This is a genomic window from Geodermatophilus poikilotrophus (genome assembly GCF_900111455.1).
In the GTDB taxonomy this organism is placed as follows: domain Bacteria; phylum Actinomycetota; class Actinomycetes; order Mycobacteriales; family Geodermatophilaceae; genus Geodermatophilus; species Geodermatophilus poikilotrophus.
In genome coordinates, this window is sequence record NZ_FOIE01000007.1 from 206,306 (window position 1) to 222,245 (window position 15,940).

A 15,940-nucleotide genomic window follows, 5' to 3' on the forward strand; every position below is an offset into this window, starting at 1 on the left:
GTGCAGGTCGCCGAGCTGTGGCGCTACCCGGTCAAGTCGCTGCAGGGCCAGCGCCTGACCACCGTCGACGTCGGGCCGGAGGGGCTGGCCGGGGACCGGCAGTGGGCGCTGTTCGACGTCGCGACCGGCTACGGGCTGACCGCGCGGCGGGTGCCCGACCTGCTGTTCCTCGCCGGGCGGCTGCGTCCCGACGGGGCCGTCGAGGTGGTGCTCCCGGACGGGACGGTCACGTCCGACGACGCGGCCCTGTCCGACTGGCTGGGCCGGTCGGTGGCGCTGCGGGCCGCGGCGGACGCGCCCGGTGAGCGCATGTACGAGAACCCCAACGAGGTCGGCGAGGCCGGCGAGTACGACTGGGACGCCTTCCCCGGCGCCCGCGGTGCCTTCCACGACAGCTCGCGCACGCGGGTCTCGCTGGTCTCCGCCGACACGCTGGGCACCTGGGACCGGCGGCGCTTCCGGGCGAACGTCGTCCTCGACGGGGCGGGGGAGGACGCGCTGGTCGGGCAGCGGGTGCGGCTGGGCGGGGCCGAGCTGGACGTCGTCAAGCAGGTGGACCGCTGCGTCATGGTCACCCGCCCGCAGCCCGGCGGGATCGGCCGCGACAACCGCGTCCTCAAGACCATCCACCGCGAGCGGGACGGCTGCCTGGCGATCGGGGCGCTGGTGGCCCGGACCGGCACGGTCGCGGTCGGCGACGTGCTGACAGCATGAGCCGCGTGCGCACCGTCGAACTGCGGCCGGGGGAGGAGTCCATCCGGCTGGGGCAGCTGCTCAAGCTGGTCGACGCCGTCCCGACCGGCGCCCAGGTCAAGGACGTGCTGCTCACCGGCACGGTGCGGGTCAACGGCGAGCCGGAGGAGCGGCGCGGCCGGCAGGTCCGCAAGGGAGACGTCGTGAGCGTCGAGGGCATGGAGGACGTGCGCGTCGGCTGAGTTCCCCGTGGAACGCTGTGGCCCATGACGCGCGCCCCGTACCTGTCGTCCCGGCTGCAGGGCTTCGGGACGACGGTCTTCGCCGAGATGAGCGCGCTCGCCGTCGCCACGGGCTCCATCAACCTCGGGCAGGGCTTCCCGGACTACCCGGGGCCGCCGGAGGTGCTCGACGTCGCCCGCGCCGCGATCGGCACGGCGCACGACCAGTACCCGCCCGGCCCGGGCACCCCGGAGCTGCGGTCCGCGGTGGCCGGGCACGTGCAGCGCTTCGGGGGACACACCTACGACCCGGACGCCGAGGTGCTGGTCACCGCAGGGGCCACCGAGGCGCTGACCGCCGCGCTGCTGGCGCTGCTCGAGCCCGGCGACGAGGTCGTCCTGTTCGAGCCGATGTACGACAGCTACGCGGCGGGCATCGCGATGGCCGGCGGGGTCGCCCGGCCGGTGCCGCTGCGGCCCCCGGCGTCCGGCACCGGATCGTGGACCTTCGACCCCGCCGAGCTCCGCGCCGCGGTCACCCCGCGGGCACGGCTCCTGCTGCTCAACACCCCGCACAACCCCACCGGCAAGGTCTTCACCCGCGCGGAGCTGGGCACGCTGGCCGCGTTGGCGATGGAGCACGAGCTGCTGGTGCTCACCGACGAGGTCTACGAGCACCTGGTCTTCACGGGCAGCCGGCACGCCTCGCTGGCCACCGTGCCGGGCATGCGGGAGCGGACCCTCGTGGTGGGCAGCGCCGGCAAGACCTTCAACGTCACCGGCTGGAAGGTCGGCTGGATCTGCGGGCCGGCGCCGCTGGTGTCCGCCGTCCGCACGGCCAAGCAGTTCCTCACCTACGTGAACGGCGGACCGTTCCAGCCGGCGGTCGCGGCCGGGCTGCGGCTGCCCGGCGACTACTTCGCCGGCATCGCGCGGGACCTGGAGCACCGCCGCGACGTGCTGGTCGAGGGGCTGACCGCCGCGGGCCTGCCGGTGGTGTGCCCGGAGGCGACGTACTTCGCCACGGTCGACGTCCGGCCGGTGCAGCCCGACGGGGACGGTGTGGCGTTCTGCCGGTCGCTCCCCGAGCGCGCGGGTGTGGTGGCCGTCCCGACCGTGGTCTTCTACTCGTCGGAGCACGCGCACCTGGGGCGCCACCTGGTGCGTTTCGCGTTCTGCAAGAGCGACGCCGTGCTGGCCGAGGCGGTCGAGCGACTGGGGAGGATGGGCTGATGAGGTTCGCGGTGGTCCAGCACGACATCGTCTGGGAGGACCGGGCGGCGAACTTCGCGCGCCTGGCGCCGCTGGTCGCCCGCGCGGCCGGCGCCGGGGCGGAGTTCGTGCTGCTCAGCGAGACGTTCTCGACCGGTTTCTCGATGACGCCGGGGATCGGCGAGCCCGAGGACGGCCCGTCGGCGCAGTTCCTGCAGGAGCAGGCGGCCGGGCACGGCGTCTGGGTGGCCGGCAGCTGCCCGGAGGTCGCCCCGGACACCGGCGGGGCGGGTGGGGGTGACGCAGCGCTGCCCTACAACTCGTTCGTCCTGGCCGGTCCCGACGGCACGGTGCACCGCTACCGCAAGCTGCACCCGTTCACCCACGGCGGCGAGCACGAGCGCTTCCGGGCCGGAGAGAAGCCGGTGACCGTGGAGGTCGGCGGCCTGCGGGTGACGCCGTTCATCTGCTACGACCTGCGCTTCGCCGACGTCTTCTGGTCCGCCGCGCTCGACACCGACGTCTACCTGGTGACGGCGAACTGGCCGGCCGCCCGCCGGCTGCACTGGCAGACGCTGCTGCAGGCCCGGGCGATCGAGAACCAGGCCTACGTCGTCGGCTGCAACCGGGTCGGCACCGCGGGCGACGGCACCGAGCACACCGGCGACAGCCGCATCGTCAGCCCGATGGGCGAGCTGCTGGCGACGGCCGCGGGCGTGGAGACGGTGCTGGTGGCCGACGTCGACCCCGCCGAGGTGGCCGCGACCCGCGAGCGGCTGCGGTTCCTCGCCGACCGGCGGGGCTGAGCAGGGACCTCCCGCGCGTCGGTCGCGCCCCCGCTCCCGCCGCTCACCAGGCCACGCCCGGCTCGTAGGTGCCGAAACTCCACTCCTGGCCGCCGGGGTCCAGCACCCGGGCCCGCCGGCTGTGCCAGATGGTGTTCTCGGGGGCGACGACCGGCCGGCCACCTGCGGCAACGGCCCGCTCGAAGGCCCCGTCGACGTCCTCGACGCGGAGGTAGAGGCCACGCCCGGTGGACTCCCCGACCAGGGGTGGGACCTGGTGGTCGGCGGTGTCGCCGGACACCATGAGGACGGCGTCCCCCCAGCGGACCTCCGCGTGGGTCACGACGCCGTCGGACCCCTCCTGCCGCCGGACCTCCGAGAACCCGAGGGCGGTCAGCCAGTCCAGGGCGGCACGGGCGTCGCGGTAACTGACGTAGGCGAACAGCTGCGCGGTCACCCCGCGCAGGCTAGAGGCGGTCCTGGCCCAGGTGGTCCTGGTCGACGTCGACCCGCTCACGGCGCACCTGGTCGCGGACCTGCACGTGCTCCTGCACCCACTCGGTGCGCAGCCGCACCCGCTCCACCGGCACGACCTCGGTGCCGATGACGGGCCGCTCGGTGTGCAGCACGATGGTCTCCGGCAGGCCGCCGGTGCCGACCGTGTCGAGGGCGCCGGCCGTCGCAGGGGCACCGTCGCCCAGGGGGATCTCCTCGATCCGGATCTCCTCGCGGCGGATGGGGACGGTGACCTGCACCTCCTCGGTGACCACGTACTTGACCACCCGCACCCGCTTGGCGGCGTAGCGCTCGGTGACCACCCGCAGCTGCTCCTCGCTGCGGGTCATGGCGCCGTCGGTCGGGGGCGGCGTGGGCACGGCGGCGGCCGGCACGGTCCGGTCGCGGTCGGCCTCCCGGTCGGTACCGGCGGTGTCCTGCCGGGTGCCGCCCGCCCTGGTGTCGGCCGGCAGCTGGGAGAGGTCACGGGTGGTGGTGTCGTCGCCGGCCAGGGCCGTCGTCGTCCCGGCCGTCGTCGTCCCGGCCGTCGTGGTCCCGGCCGTCGTCGTCCCTGCCGTCGTCCCGGCGTCCAGGCCGTAGTGCTGGCGCAGCAGCGCCTCGGCCTCGGGGTCGAGGTGCTGGTCGGACACCGACGGCGCGGTGCGGACCGCGTCCTTGGTGACCGGCAGGCGCACGCTGCCCTCGGCGAAGGTGGCGTCGATCGCGGGGACGACGGAGTGCCGGGTGCCGAACAGCCCGGTGGAGACCGCCACCCAGGTGGGGGCGCCGGTGCGGTCGTCGGTGAAGAAGTGCTCGACCGTGCCGATCTTCTCGCCGTCGGGGCCATAGGCCGCGCTGCCGATCGCCGCGGACAGTTCTCGCTCGCTCAACACCGGGTCGGCTCCCCTCGTCCTCGCAGGTCCCCCGCGGGACCTGCCGGGTCCAGCGTGCCCACCCGGGACACCGGCCGAACATGGGTCGCCGCGCGGCGTCCGCCGGTGTGCCGACCCGCTCTCCTCTGCCTACCGTGGCATCCGTGACCAGCGAGCACATCGAGGTCGAGCGCAAGTTCGAGGCCGGCGAGGGTTTCGCCCTCCCGGACCTGACCGGTGTCGGGGAGGTCGCCGCGGTCGGCGACCCGGAGGAGCAGTCGCTCGAGGCGACCTACTACGACACCCCGGACCTGCGGCTGCTGCGCTCCCACGTGACGCTGCGGCGGCGCACCGGCGGGGCTGACGCCGGCTGGCACGTGAAGCTGCCGGCGGCGGCCGGCGCCCGGCGGGAGCTGCACCAGCCGCTGGGTCGCGCGGCCCGCACCGCCCCGCGCGCCGTCGTCGCACCCGTGCTCGGCCTGCTGGGCACCGCCGCGGCCGAGCCGGTCGCGACCGTCTCCACCCGCCGGGTGGTGCACCGGCTGCTCGACGAGGGCGGCCGGGTGCTGGCCGAGGTGGCCGACGACGCCGTCGTCGGCACGGCGTTCGCGACCGAGCCCGGCGAGCCGGCCACCGTGACCACCTGGCGCGAGCTCGAGGTCGAGCTGGTCGACGGTGACGAGGCCCTGCTCGAGGCGGTCACCGAGCGGCTCGTCGCGGCCGGCGCCCGTCCCTCCGCCGTCCCCTCGAAGCTCGGCCGCGTGCTCGACGGGCGGCTGCCGGCGTCGGCGGCCGCCGCCCCGGAGGCGGCGGACGACGGGAAGACGGGCAAGGGGAAGAAGGGCAAGAAGCAGAAGGCCCCGGTCCGCACCGCCGGCGAGGTGGTCCTCGGGGCGGTGGCCGGGCAGCTGCAGGCGCTGCGGGACGCCGACCTGGCGGTGCGCGCCGAGCAGCCCGAGGGGGTGCACGACCTGCGGGTCGCCTGCCGCCGGCTGCGCAGCATCCTCGCCGCCTTCCGCCCGGTGCTCGACCGCGAGCGCACCGACCCGCTGCGCGAGGAGCTGCGGTGGGTGGGCGCCCAGCTGTCCGGCGCCCGCGACACCGAGGTCGCGCTGACCCACCTGCGGGAGCTGGTGGCGGCCCAGCCGGTGGAGCTCGTGCTCGGCCCGGTCGCCGCCCGGCTGCAGCAGACCGAGATCAAGGACCACCACGCCGGCGCCGGCCGGGTCACCCGCACGCTCACCGACCGGCGGTACCTCCGGCTGCTCGACGCCCTGGACGCGCTGCTGGCCGACCCGCCGGTCACCGAGCTGGCCGCAGCGCCCGCCCCGGCGCAGCTGGCCGACGCCGTCCGCCGCACCGGGAAGCGGCTGCGCCGGGTCGTCGACGCGGCCCGCGAGGCCGAGGGCGACGACCGGCACCACCTGCTGCACGAGGTCCGCAAGGCCACCAAGCGGGTCCGGTACACCGCGGAGGTCGCGGAGGCCGAGTTCGGTGCGCCGGCGACGGCGCTGGTCGACTGCACCAAGCAGGTGCAGGACCTGCTGGGCGCCGCGCAGGACACCGTCGTCACCCGGGACGTCGCCGTGCGGGTCGGCCGGGCCGCCTTCGCGGCGGGCGAGAACGCCTGGACCTACGGCCGGCTGCACGGCCTCGAGGAGGCCCGTGCCGAGGCCGCCGAGGCGGGGTTCTGGACGCTCGAGCGGGGGTTGCGTCGCGCCGTCAAGGCCGTGGCCTCGTTACCCTGAGAGAGGACCCCTCTCCCGTCGGCCTCCTTGCAGGGTCCTGCCGCGAGCCTGCGAGCGGTGGGAGGCGAGGAGGTCCTTCCGCTGTCCCTGATCGGCCTGCTGGGCTTCGCCACCGTCGTCCTCCTGGCCGTGCTGCTGCTGCACGGCTACCTGTGGTGGCGGCTGGTCCGCAGCACCACCCGGCCGGGCCGCACGCGGCGGCTGCTGACGCTGGGCGTGCTCGTCCTCGCCGTCCTCCCGGTGGGGGCGGTCCTGCTGCGCCGCGAGGACTCGGTGCTCAGCACCGTGGTGCAGTGGGTCGGCTTCAGCTGGCTGGGCGTCGCGTTCTACCTCTTCCTGACCCTGCTGGTGCTTGAACCCGTCCGCCTGCTGTTGGGCCGGCGGTTCCGCAGCGCACCGACCGCGGAGCCCGTCGCCGTCCCGGTGGGAGCCGTGCCCGCGCCGGGGGAGACCCCGGTCCCGGAGGACCGCGGTGTCGCCGACCCCTCGCGGCGCTTGCTGCTGGCCCGCGGTCTCGCCGTCACGGCCGGCGCCGTCGCGCTGGGGACGGCGGGCACCGGCGCGTACCTGGCCAACAGCGCCCCCGTCGTCCGCCGGGTGCCGGTGACGCTCGCCGGGCTCGACCCGGCCCTGGACGGCCTGCGCATCGTGACCTTCTCCGACGGCCACCTGTCGGCCATGTCGAGCACCCGGCGGTTCGAGCGGCTGGTGGAGATCGTCAACGCCCAGCAGCCCGACGTCGTGGCGATCGTGGGCGACCTGGTCGACGGCGAGCTCGGCGAGCTGCGCGAGGAGGTGGCACCGCTGGCCGACCTGGTCAGCGCGCAGGGCGTCTACTTCGTGACGGGCAACCACGAGTACTTCGTCGACACGACCGCCTGGTTGCGCCACCTGCCCACCCTCGGGGTCCAGGTGCTGCGCAACGAGCGGGTGCCCATCGTGCGCGGCGGCGCGTCGGTCGACCTGGCCGGCATCGACGACCGGACGGCGATCCGCTCCGGCGTACCCGGTCACGGCGCCGACCTCGACACCGCGCTGGACGGCCGCGACGACGCCGTTCCGGTCGTGCTCATGGCCCACCAGCCGGTGCAGGTCGAGCAGGCGGCGGCGGCCGGGGTGGGCCTCCAGCTGTCCGGGCACACGCACGGCGGCCAGCTGTGGCCCTTCGACTACGCGGTGCGGCTCGACCAGCCGGCGGTGCAGGGGCTGTCCCGGGTCGGCGACACCCAGCTCTACGTCACGACCGGCGCGGGGTTCTGGGGTCCGCCGATGCGGATCGGCGCGCGGCCCGAGGTCGCGGTCGTCGAGCTCCGCGCCCCCTGAGGGTCAGAGCTCACGCAACGCCGACAGCGCCTCCTCCATGACGTCCTCGAGCGACAGCTCGCCGCCGGACTCGGCCCAGCGCAGCAGCGCCTGCGTGTACGCCGACAGGTGGGCGGTGACGACCACGGTCGAGGCCGGGTGTCCCTGCTCCCCGTCGCAGAGTGCGTCGAGGAACATCTGCGCCGTCGCCCGCTCGTACTCCGCCGCTCGGTAGCGCAACCGCGGGGTGGCGGCGATGAGCTGCCAGCGGGCCAGCGCGCCGGACCGGCGCTCCCCCTGCAGGCCCTGGAGGAACTGGCGGAGCACGCCGCGCACCCGCTCGCCGAGGGGGAGGTCGGGCGGCACCGACGCGAGCAGGGCGGTGACCTCGGCGCGGTCCGGCGGCGCCATGATCAGGTCGTCCTTGCTCGGGTAGTGCGCGTAGAAGGTCTGCACCGAGACCCCGGCTGCGCCGGCCAGTCGGGAGATCGGCACGTCCTCGTACCCGCTCTGCCGGAACAGCTCCATCGCGGTGTCGTAGATCCGCTGGTGCGTCGAGGCGTACTGACGGGCGCGGTGGTCCTGGGCCACGACCGGTCCCCCTCTCGTCCGCGGCGCCTCCGGCGCTCGGCCACTTCTGACAGGGACCGGGCGAGAACGCCGAGACGACACCACATCATGTGTCGTGCCCGGTGCATCCGCAGCACTCCCGTGTCGGCTCCCCGTCCCGCCGGGGGACGAGCCGGGCGCCGGGGGGACACGGCCGGGTGAGGGAGACGTCTGTAGACGACCAGACGTCTACACGCGCAGTACCTTTGGGGACGTGACCAGCGCCGTGTCGGGACCGAAGTACCTGTCGGTCCGCGAGAACCTGCGACGCCGGGTGTCCGCGCTGCCCGAGCACACCCTGCTCCCGCCGGAGCCGGTGCTGTGCGAGGAGTACGGGGTCAGCCGGATCACGCTGCGCCGTGCCGTCGACGGCCTGGTCGCCGACGGTCACCTCGTGCGCGAGCAGGGCCGGGGCACCTACGTGACCCGCCCCGCGATCCGCCACGAGTACCGCGAGAGCTTCGTCCACCGCATCGCCGGGTGGAGCTCGGTGATGACCGAGCAGGGCGCGCAGGTGGGCACCACGGTGCTGACCCAGCGGATCGTCCCGGTCCAGCCGCCCGTCGCCACCGAGCTGGGTCTGGAGCCCGCGACCGATGTCGTCGAGCTGGTCCGGCTGCGCAGCGTCGACGGCGCACCCAACCACGTGGCGCACAGCTTCCTGCCGGCCGCCACGTACCCGGAGGCCGCCGAGGTGGACCTGAGCGAGGGCTCGCTCTACGAGTTCCTCCGGCGGGAGTACTCCGCCGACCTCGCCACCGCCCGGATCGTCGTCGACGTCGGCACCGCGGCGCCGGAGGAGGCCGACCTGCTGCGGGTGGTCGCGGGTTCGCCGCTGCTGGTGGTCCGGACGACGGTCCGCGACAGCGCCGGCCAGCCCCTCGTGCACAGCTTCTCCCGGCTGCGGCCCGACGTCAGCCAGGTGGAGTTCGAGGTCTCGGTCAGCGGCCGCTGACGGAGGACCCCCGTCCTCCCCACCCTCCGCAGGCTCAGAGTGCGCCCCTGGACGGGAGCCGTTCCCGCACCCCACCAGGCTCGCGGCGGGACCCTGCACGGGGCCGTCAGGGCTCGCGGCGAGCCGCTGACCATCGGGCGCGGACTACCGTCGGCGCGGTCGCTCCCCGTCGTCCCGGAGGTCCCATGCCCCAGCCGGTCACCGTCACCGGGAGCCGCGAGGTGCCCCACGAGCGGCCCCGGGTGTGGCGGGCGCTCGCCGTCCTGGAGCCGTACTGCGCCGTCTGCGACGTGTCCTACGTCGTCGACGGCCGGGGCGCGCCGGGCCGCGGGACCCGGTTCGTCTGCGTGCCCGGCCGCCTCGACGACGGCGTGCAGCCACCGGCCGGTTCCCCGCAGGGCGAGATCGTCGAGTGGGTGCCGCAGGAGCGGGTCACCACCCGCCTGCAGCTGACCCCCGAGACCTGGACGACGACGATCGAGCTCGCCGACGCCGGGCCCGGCGCCACGCGCGTGACCATCACCGTCAGTCACGAACCGCACTCCGCCGGGGGGCTCCCCCAGCGGCTCACCCAGCGCCTGATGCGCGGTGGCGTGCGGGAGATGGTGCAGCGCACGGTGGACGGCGAACTCGACCGGTTGCCCGCCCACGTCGCCCGCACGCAGGGGTGATCATCTGATCGGGCGAGGCGCGCATCGTCTCCTCGACCGCCGGGTACAGGGGAGCCATGATTCGGAGTGCAGCACCCGGCGCTGTGCCGGGTGCGGGCGCTCCGGACGGGCTACCGAGGAGTTGGCTATGGAAATCATCGGTTTGATCATCGCGGGACTCATCATCGGCCTGCTGGGGAAGTTCGTCGCCCCCGGTGCGCGAGACAACACGCCCCTCTGGCTCACGCTGCTGTGCGGCATCGGCGGGGTGCTCATCGGGTACTACCTGAGCGGCGCGCTGGGAGTGGCGGCCACTCCGGGCATCGACTGGATGAGGTGGATCATCTCCATCATCGTCGCAGCGGTGCTGGTGGTGGCGGCATCGACGCTCACCGGCCGGAACAGCCGCGCCATCCGCTGACGCCGGTCCCCCGGGGGGCTCCACAGCTGGACGGAGTCCCCCGGGGTCAGTCGGCCGGACGGGGTCGGCGCCCACGGCCCGTGAGCACCAGGGAGTAGACCGTGCAGATCCTCGGCCTCATCGCGGTCGGCTTGGTCATCGGGGCCCTGGCCCGGCTGCTCCAGCCCGGCCGCCAGCGGATGAGCATCCTCGCCACGATGCTGCTCGGCGTCGCCGGCGCGGTGATCGGCGGTCTCATCGCCGACTGGCTGGACGTCGGCTCGATCACCGAGCTGAACTTCTGGGGCTTCCTCTTCGCCCTGCTCGCCGCGATCCTGCTCATCGGCGTCGCCGAGGGCGTGGCCGCAGGCCGCAACCGCGCCGTCCGCTGAACCCGGCTCCCCGGGGGCTCAGAGCTCGACCGAGTCTCCCGGGGCCAGCCGGCTGAACGGCGTCGGGGTCCCCGGCCCCCGTTCACCCAGCAGGCCGCCGACGATGCCCAGGCCGGCGTCGTTGAGCAGCCCGTCGTGGATGGCGTAGGCCTGGTCCGCGTCCACGGCGCGCACGTAGTCGATCACCTCGGCGATCCTCGACCACGGGGCGTGCACCGGCAGCAGCAGCGTGGCCACCGGCTCGGTGGGGACCGTGAAGGCGTCCCCCGGGTGGAAGACCACGCCACCGACCAGGAACCCGACGTTGCCCACCCGCGGGATCTCCGGGTGGATGACCGCGTGCAGCTCCCCGTGCACGGTGACGTCGAACCCGGCGACGGTGAGCGCGTCGCCGTCCCCCACCACGTGCACCCGCCCGGCCGCGCCGTCGAGCCGGCCGGCCACCGACCCGTTGGTCCAGACCTCCAGCGCGGGGTCGGCGTCCATGGCCGCGCGGAGCACGTCGGGCGCGAAGTGGTCGGCGTGCTCGTGGGTCATCAGGACCGCGCCCGCCCCGTCCAGCGCCGACGGGTCGGTGAACGCGCCGGGGTCGATGACGAGCCGCCGGTCGTCCTCGCTGAGGACGACGCAGGCGTGCCCGTGCTTGGTCAGCTCCATGTCTGGCATCCTGCCCGGGCCCCGCGAGACCCGCCCGGCCCGCTCCCGGGTGCACTGCTCCACCCGGACGGGTGAGGTGACCGCCGTCGACGGTGACGTCGCAGCGGCGTCCTGCCGACACCTGGGGCATGAGCGCCCCCACCGTCGCCGCCACCGTCGTCGCCGCCCGCAGCCGCGCCCACGGCCCCACGACCGCCCTGTGGCACGCCGTCTCGCTGCACCGCCCGACCGCCGAGGTCGACGGCGCCTGCGAGCTCACCCTCTGCGGCTCGCTGGCCCGCATCGACGTCGACCAGCCCTGGCCCACGCCGGCCCGCGACGTATGCCCCGCCTGCGTCGTGCTGACCCGGTAGGGGTCGGCCCGTCCCGCGGCTCCCCGCGAGCCCGGTGACGTGCTGGAACGGTCACCCCCAGGGTCTCCCGCGGGCCCCGTCCGGAGGCTCGCCGCGCGCCTACGAGCGGGGCGGAGGACGGGTCCTCCCGCGAGGCGCGGGGGACGGGTGGCCCTCGTTCAGCGACCGGTGAACCGCGGAGCGCGCTTCTCCAGGAAGGCCTCGACGGCCTCGCGGTGGTCGGCGGTGCGGCCCAGGTCGGTCTGCAGCCCGGCCTCGAGCGCCAGGGTGCCCTCGAGGGAGTCGGTGGCCGCCGTGGCCAGCACGGTCTTGATGGCCCGGTACGCGGCGGTCGGACCCGCGGCCAGCCGCGCGGCCAGCGTCTGCGCCTCGGCCAGCACCTGCTCGGGCGGCACCACGCGGTGCACCAGCCCCCACTCGGCGGCGCTCTCGGCGAGGAACGGCTCGGGCAGCAGCAGCAGCTCCGCGGCGCGCGATCCGCCGACGGAGTGCACGAGGCGGGAGGCCAGGGCCGAGTCGCTGGACAGCCCGATGCCGGCGAAGGCGGTGGTGAACTTGGCGCCGGCGGCGGCCACCCGCAGGTCACCGGCCAGCGCGATGCCGAGCCCGGCGCCGGCGCAGGCGCCGTTGATGGCCACGACCACCGGCACCCGCAGCCCGGCCAGGGCCAGCACCAGCGGGTTGTACTCCTCCTCGACCACCGACAGCGACGTCGCCGCGTCCCCGCGCAGCGCCTCCACGTGCTGGCCGAGGTCCTGACCGACGCAGAAGGCCCGCCCGGTGCCGGTCAGCACCACGGCCCGCACCGAGCCGTCGGCGGCGACCTCGCGGACGACGTCGAGCAGCTCGCGGCGCGACTGGTGGGTCAGCCCCGGCCGCAGCAGCGTGATCGTGGCGACCCCGCCGGCGTCCTCACGGGTCACGGTCTCGGGCACGGTCGCCCCTCCTCGTCGTCCTCGGCGACCCGGCGTGCGGCGGGATCGGCGATCCCGCCCGCTCCCGGGGGCCGGAAGCGTACGAGACCGGCGATCCCACCGGGGCTGCCCGGGCCGGGCCCGACGGGCGGACCGGTGCGACGACGACCGATGGGCGCGCTGGTCGCGGCGGGACACCTCCCGGTCACCCGGCCGTGGCCGGATCGTGACGGACGAGCCCCTCACGGCAGCGGTCGGCCTGGGAGGATGGACGGCGGACGGACGCGGCGCGGGTCGGGCGCGCGGCGCCGTCCCCCCGGTCGGCGACACGCCCAGCGTCCTGCGCTGATGTGTAGCCCGGCGGGGTGCGGGACATGCAGGGACACGGGGACCGGCGCCCCGGGCCGGACGGACGGCCGGACAGGCGAGGAGTGAGCCACGGTGGTGGAGCCGGGTCGGCGCAACCTGGGTGAGCGGTACGAGCTCGCCGAGCTGATCGCCGCCGGCGGCATGGGGCAGGTCTGGCGCGGCACCGACGTCCTCCTGGGCCGGCCGGTCGCGGTCAAGGTGCTGCGCAGCGAGTACACCGGCGACCCGACCTTCCGCGCCCGCTTCCGCGCCGAGGCCCAGCACGCCGCCGGGCTCTCCCACCCGAACATCGCCGCCGTCTTCGACTACGGCGAGACCGAGGCCACGGACGGCAGCGGCGAGACGCTGGCCTACCTGGTGATGGAGCTGGTCGAGGGCGAGCCCCTGTCGTCGGTGCTGCAGCGCGAGGGCCGGCTGTCGGCCGCAGTCGCCCTGTCGCTGCTCGAGCAGACCGCCTCCGCGCTGGCCGAGGCGCACCGGGTCGGGCTGGTGCACCGCGACGTCAAGCCCGGCAACATCCTGGTCCGCGACGACGGCAGCGTGAAGATCACCGACTTCGGCATCGCGTGGTCGGCCGGCAGCGTGCCGCTCACCCGCACCGGGCAGGTGATCGGGACCCCGCAGTACCTCGCCCCGGAGGTCGCCGAGGGCCACCACGCCACCCCGGCCAGCGACGTCTACGCCCTGGGCCTGGTCGGCTACGAATGCCTCACCGGCCACCCCGCGTTCGACGGCGACAACGCGGTGACGATCGCGCTCAAGCAGGTGCGCGACGACCCCGAGCCGCTGCCCGACGACCTGCCCAGGGACGTGCGCAGGCTGATCCGCCGCGCGCTGGCCAAGGACCCGACGGCGCGGATGCCCGACGGCGCCGCCTTCGTCGCCGCGATCGAGGACGTCCGGGCCGGCCGTCCCGTCCCCGAGCCCGCGCCCACGCGCACCGTGGCCGCCGTCCCTGGCCTGCCGCCGGTCGCCGGTCCGGCCGCCGGGCCGGCCGTGCGGACAGCTAGCCCACCGGCGCACCGCCGCCGGGGCGTGGCCGCGGTCCTCGTGCCGGTGGTGACGCTGCTGCTGGGCGCCGGTGCGGCGGCGGGTGTCTTCGTGGCCGTCTCCGGCGAGGAGGGGGACCGCGGGCCCACCGTGGTCGCCGCCCAGACCGAGGACGCCCGGATCGAGCTGGCCGCCGAGGACTACGTCGGCCGGCAGGTCGACGAGACGGCGCTCGCGCTGTCCGCCCTGGGGCTGCTCGTGCAGCGGGAGGAGGAGGTCACCGGCGACACCGCCCCCGGCGTCGTCACCGCCGTCGACCCGGTCGGCGCGCAGCTGCGGCCGGGTGACGTCGTGCGGGTCCGCTACGCCGTCGCGCCCGAGCCCTCCCCGCGGCAGCAGCGGAGCTCCTCGCCGGCCACCCGCGTCTCCGAGGACACCCCGGACCGGCAGCTGCCGGTCGCCGAGCCCACGCCGACCGAGCCGGAACCCACGCCGACGGCCACGCCGGAGGAGCTGCCGGCCAGCGCCGCGCCGACCGAGACGTCGACCCCGCCCGCCACCACCTCGCCGACGGAGTCCGAGACGACGTCGGCGCCGGACAGCACGTCGGGGACGTCGACCCCGCCTCCCGACCCCTCGGACGGCGACGGCGACGGGGACGGCAGGGATGGCGGCAGCGGTGACGGTGACGGTGACGGCGACTGGGACCGCAGCGAGCGCTGACGCCCCCGGACGGGTGGACGTGCCGGTCCGGGGTTTCGGGACCGGCCAGCAGTGGCACCCTGGGCATCCGCCGGGACCGCCCCGAGCGGGTACGGGCAGGGGGAACGGGTGGCCGAGCCGGGGGTCCGCAGGCTCGGCGACCGGTACGAACTGCTCTCCCTCGTCGCCACCGGCGGCATGGGCCAGGTGTGGCGGGCCCACGACGCGCTGCTGGACCGGCTGGTCGCGGTCAAGCTGCTGCGCAGCGAGTACACCGGCGACCCGACGTTCCTCGCCCGGTTCCGCGCCGAGGCGCAGCACACCGCGCGGTTGGTGCACCCGAACATCGCGGCCCTGCACGACTACGGCGAGGTCGTCGCGACCGACGGCAGCGGGGAGACCCTCGCCTACCTGGTGATGGAGCTGGTCGAGGGCGAGCCGCTGTCGGCACTGCTGACCCGCTGCGGCCGCCTCGACCCGCACCGCACGCTGGACATCGTGCGCCAGACCGCCGCGGCGCTGGCCGTGGCGCACGCCGCCGGGGTGGTGCACCGCGACGTCAAGCCGGGCAACGTGCTGGTCGGCCGGGACGGCGTCGTCAAGATCACCGACTTCGGGATCGCCTGGTCGGCCTCGAGCGTGCCGCTCACCCGCACCGGCCAGGTGGTCGGCACCGCCCACTACCTCTCACCGGAGCAGGCCGGGGGCGGCCGGGCCGGGCCGGCCAGCGACGTCTACGCGCTGGGCGCGATCACCTACGAGTGCCTGGCCGGCCGGCGCGCGTTCGACGGCGAGGGCGCGGTGCAGATCGCCCTGGCCCAGATCCGCGACGAGCCCGAGCCGCTGCCCGCCGACGTCCCGGAGCCGCTGCGCACGCTCGTCGCCCGCGCCCTGGTCAAGGACCCGGCGCGGCGCTTCCCCGACGGCGCGGCGTTCCGTGCGGCCGTCGACGCCGTGCGCGCCGGCCGGCCGCTCGCGCCCCTGCCGCCGACCACCGCCGTGCTGCCGGCCGCGAGGGACCGGCGTCGGCTGCTCGTCCCCGCGGCCGCCCTGCTGCTCGGCGTGGGGCTCGGGATCGGGGCGCTGCAGGTGGTCGGGAGCGAGGACACCGCGACGTCGGCGGCCGTCGCCGGCACCGCGGCCCCGACGACGGCCGCGGTCGAGCCGGTGGCGGCGCTCGTGGTCACCGCGGCCGACCACCTCGGGCGCCCGGCCGACGTGGTCGAGGCGGAGCTGGCGGCGCTCGGCCTGCGGGTGCACCGGCAGACCGTGGAGCGCTCCGACGTCCCCCCGGGTCGGGTGGTCGAGCTGGGGCCGGTCGGCGCGCTGGCGCCCGGCGACCTGGTCACGCTCACCGTCGCGGTGGCCCCGCCCGCGCCCGCGCCTGCACCGGCGCCCGCGCCGGAGCCCGTCGTCCCGACGTCCGCGCCGGAGCCCGTCGCCCCGACGTCCGCCCCGCAGCCCGTCGTCCCGGAGGTGCTCAGGGTGCCGGTCCCGCCGGCTCCGGAGCCCGCCCCCGTCCCGGTCCGGGACGAGGACGCCGAGGACGACGCGGCCCCGGGCAAGAGCAAGGGCAAGGGGAAGCCGGACTCCTCCGGCCGGGGGAACGGCCGGGGCTGAC

The 15,940-nt window shown here is 75.7% G+C and carries 18 protein-coding genes; 13 read left to right on the forward strand and 5 right to left on the reverse strand.

Going from position 1 to position 15,940, the window contains the following annotated elements; all coding sequences use genetic code 11:
• From BMW27_RS16860 to BMW27_RS16875, 4 genes are read left to right on the forward strand one after another with little or no spacing between them, the layout of a single operon-like run.
• A complete protein-coding gene (locus BMW27_RS16860; protein WP_091446102.1) occupies positions 1-714 on the forward strand; it encodes an MOSC domain-containing protein in 714 nt (237 codons plus the stop codon).
• Positions 711-935: an RNA-binding S4 domain-containing protein gene (locus BMW27_RS16865; RefSeq protein WP_175486542.1), complete on the forward strand. Its 225-nt coding sequence runs from the start codon at positions 711-713 to the stop codon at positions 933-935. Before BMW27_RS16860 ends, BMW27_RS16865 begins: the two co-directional genes overlap by 4 nt.
• Positions 936-959: 24 nt before the next feature.
• Positions 960-2,147 (forward strand): pyridoxal phosphate-dependent aminotransferase, encoded by a 1,188-nt coding sequence (locus tag BMW27_RS16870; protein ID WP_091446103.1) that lies wholly within the window; start codon positions 960-962, stop codon positions 2,145-2,147.
• A complete protein-coding gene (locus BMW27_RS16875; protein ID WP_091446105.1) occupies positions 2,147-2,932 on the forward strand; it encodes a nitrilase-related carbon-nitrogen hydrolase in 786 nt (261 codons plus the stop codon). Before BMW27_RS16870 ends, BMW27_RS16875 begins: the two co-directional genes overlap by 1 nt.
• A gap of 43 nt (positions 2,933-2,975) precedes the next feature.
• On the opposite strand, the gene BMW27_RS16880 is transcribed toward BMW27_RS16875, so the two are convergent.
• A complete protein-coding gene (locus BMW27_RS16880; RefSeq protein WP_091446107.1) occupies positions 2,976-3,368 on the reverse strand; it encodes a VOC family protein in 393 nt (130 codons plus the stop codon).
• A gap of 10 nt (positions 3,369-3,378) precedes the next feature.
• Positions 3,379-4,299, reverse strand: a complete 921-nt coding sequence (locus tag BMW27_RS16885) for a PRC and DUF2382 domain-containing protein (protein ID WP_091446109.1) — start codon at positions 4,297-4,299, stop codon at positions 3,379-3,381.
• Between the two features lie 143 nt (positions 4,300-4,442).
• Here BMW27_RS16885 and BMW27_RS16890 point away from each other — a divergent pair, with 143 nt between their 5' ends.
• Positions 4,443-6,026 (forward strand): CYTH and CHAD domain-containing protein, encoded by a 1,584-nt coding sequence (locus BMW27_RS16890; protein WP_091446111.1) that lies wholly within the window; start codon positions 4,443-4,445, stop codon positions 6,024-6,026.
• 57 nt (positions 6,027-6,083) lie between these two features.
• Positions 6,084-7,349 (forward strand): metallophosphoesterase, encoded by a 1,266-nt coding sequence (locus BMW27_RS16895; protein ID WP_245743659.1) that lies wholly within the window; start codon positions 6,084-6,086, stop codon positions 7,347-7,349.
• A gap of 3 nt (positions 7,350-7,352) precedes the next feature.
• Here BMW27_RS16895 and BMW27_RS16900 read toward each other — a convergent pair whose 3' ends face one another.
• Positions 7,353-7,919: a TetR/AcrR family transcriptional regulator gene (locus BMW27_RS16900; protein ID WP_091446113.1), complete on the reverse strand. Its 567-nt coding sequence runs from the start codon at positions 7,917-7,919 to the stop codon at positions 7,353-7,355.
• Positions 7,920-8,151: 232 nt separating this feature from the next.
• On the opposite strand from BMW27_RS16900, the gene BMW27_RS16905 reads away from it, so the two are divergent.
• The 4 genes from BMW27_RS16905 to BMW27_RS16920 all read left to right on the forward strand — a co-directional run bounded on the left by BMW27_RS16905 (position 8,152) and on the right by BMW27_RS16920 (position 10,334).
• Positions 8,152-8,892, forward strand: coding sequence for a GntR family transcriptional regulator (locus tag BMW27_RS16905; protein WP_245743660.1), 741 nt, complete (start codon positions 8,152-8,154; stop codon positions 8,890-8,892).
• Positions 8,893-9,077: 185 nt separating this feature from the next.
• The gene (locus BMW27_RS16910) at positions 9,078-9,563 is read left to right on the forward strand and encodes an SRPBCC family protein (protein WP_091446115.1); all 486 of its coding nucleotides are present in this window, start codon (positions 9,078-9,080) and stop codon (positions 9,561-9,563) included.
• 127 nt (positions 9,564-9,690) lie between these two features.
• Positions 9,691-9,963, forward strand: coding sequence for a GlsB/YeaQ/YmgE family stress response membrane protein (locus BMW27_RS16915; RefSeq protein WP_091446117.1), 273 nt, complete (start codon positions 9,691-9,693; stop codon positions 9,961-9,963).
• A 101-nt stretch (positions 9,964-10,064) separates the two neighbouring features.
• Positions 10,065-10,334 carry a GlsB/YeaQ/YmgE family stress response membrane protein gene (locus BMW27_RS16920; RefSeq protein WP_217638190.1) on the forward strand — a complete coding sequence of 90 codons (270 nt, stop codon included), beginning with the start codon at positions 10,065-10,067 and terminating at the stop codon, positions 10,332-10,334.
• Between the two features lie 18 nt (positions 10,335-10,352).
• On the opposite strand, the gene BMW27_RS16925 is transcribed toward BMW27_RS16920, so the two are convergent.
• Complete coding sequence (locus BMW27_RS16925) at positions 10,353-10,991, reverse strand: MBL fold metallo-hydrolase (RefSeq protein ID WP_091446119.1); 639 nt, start codon at positions 10,989-10,991, stop codon at positions 10,353-10,355.
• A 128-nt stretch (positions 10,992-11,119) separates the two neighbouring features.
• On the opposite strand from BMW27_RS16925, the gene BMW27_RS16930 reads away from it, so the two are divergent.
• Positions 11,120-11,344 (forward strand): hypothetical protein, encoded by a 225-nt coding sequence (locus tag BMW27_RS16930; RefSeq protein ID WP_091446120.1) that lies wholly within the window; start codon positions 11,120-11,122, stop codon positions 11,342-11,344.
• A 158-nt stretch (positions 11,345-11,502) separates the two neighbouring features.
• On the opposite strand, the gene BMW27_RS16935 is transcribed toward BMW27_RS16930, so the two are convergent.
• Positions 11,503-12,279 (reverse strand): enoyl-CoA hydratase-related protein, encoded by a 777-nt coding sequence (locus tag BMW27_RS16935; protein WP_091446122.1) that lies wholly within the window; start codon positions 12,277-12,279, stop codon positions 11,503-11,505.
• Positions 12,280-12,699: 420 nt separating this feature from the next.
• On the opposite strand from BMW27_RS16935, the gene BMW27_RS16940 reads away from it, so the two are divergent.
• Entirely contained in the window at positions 12,700-14,340 is a 1,641-nt protein-coding gene (locus BMW27_RS16940) for a serine/threonine-protein kinase (RefSeq protein ID WP_091446124.1), read from the forward strand.
• A 108-nt stretch (positions 14,341-14,448) separates the two neighbouring features.
• Entirely contained in the window at positions 14,449-15,939 is a 1,491-nt protein-coding gene (locus BMW27_RS16945) for a protein kinase domain-containing protein (RefSeq protein WP_091446126.1), read from the forward strand.
• Position 15,940: the final 1 nt, after the last annotated feature.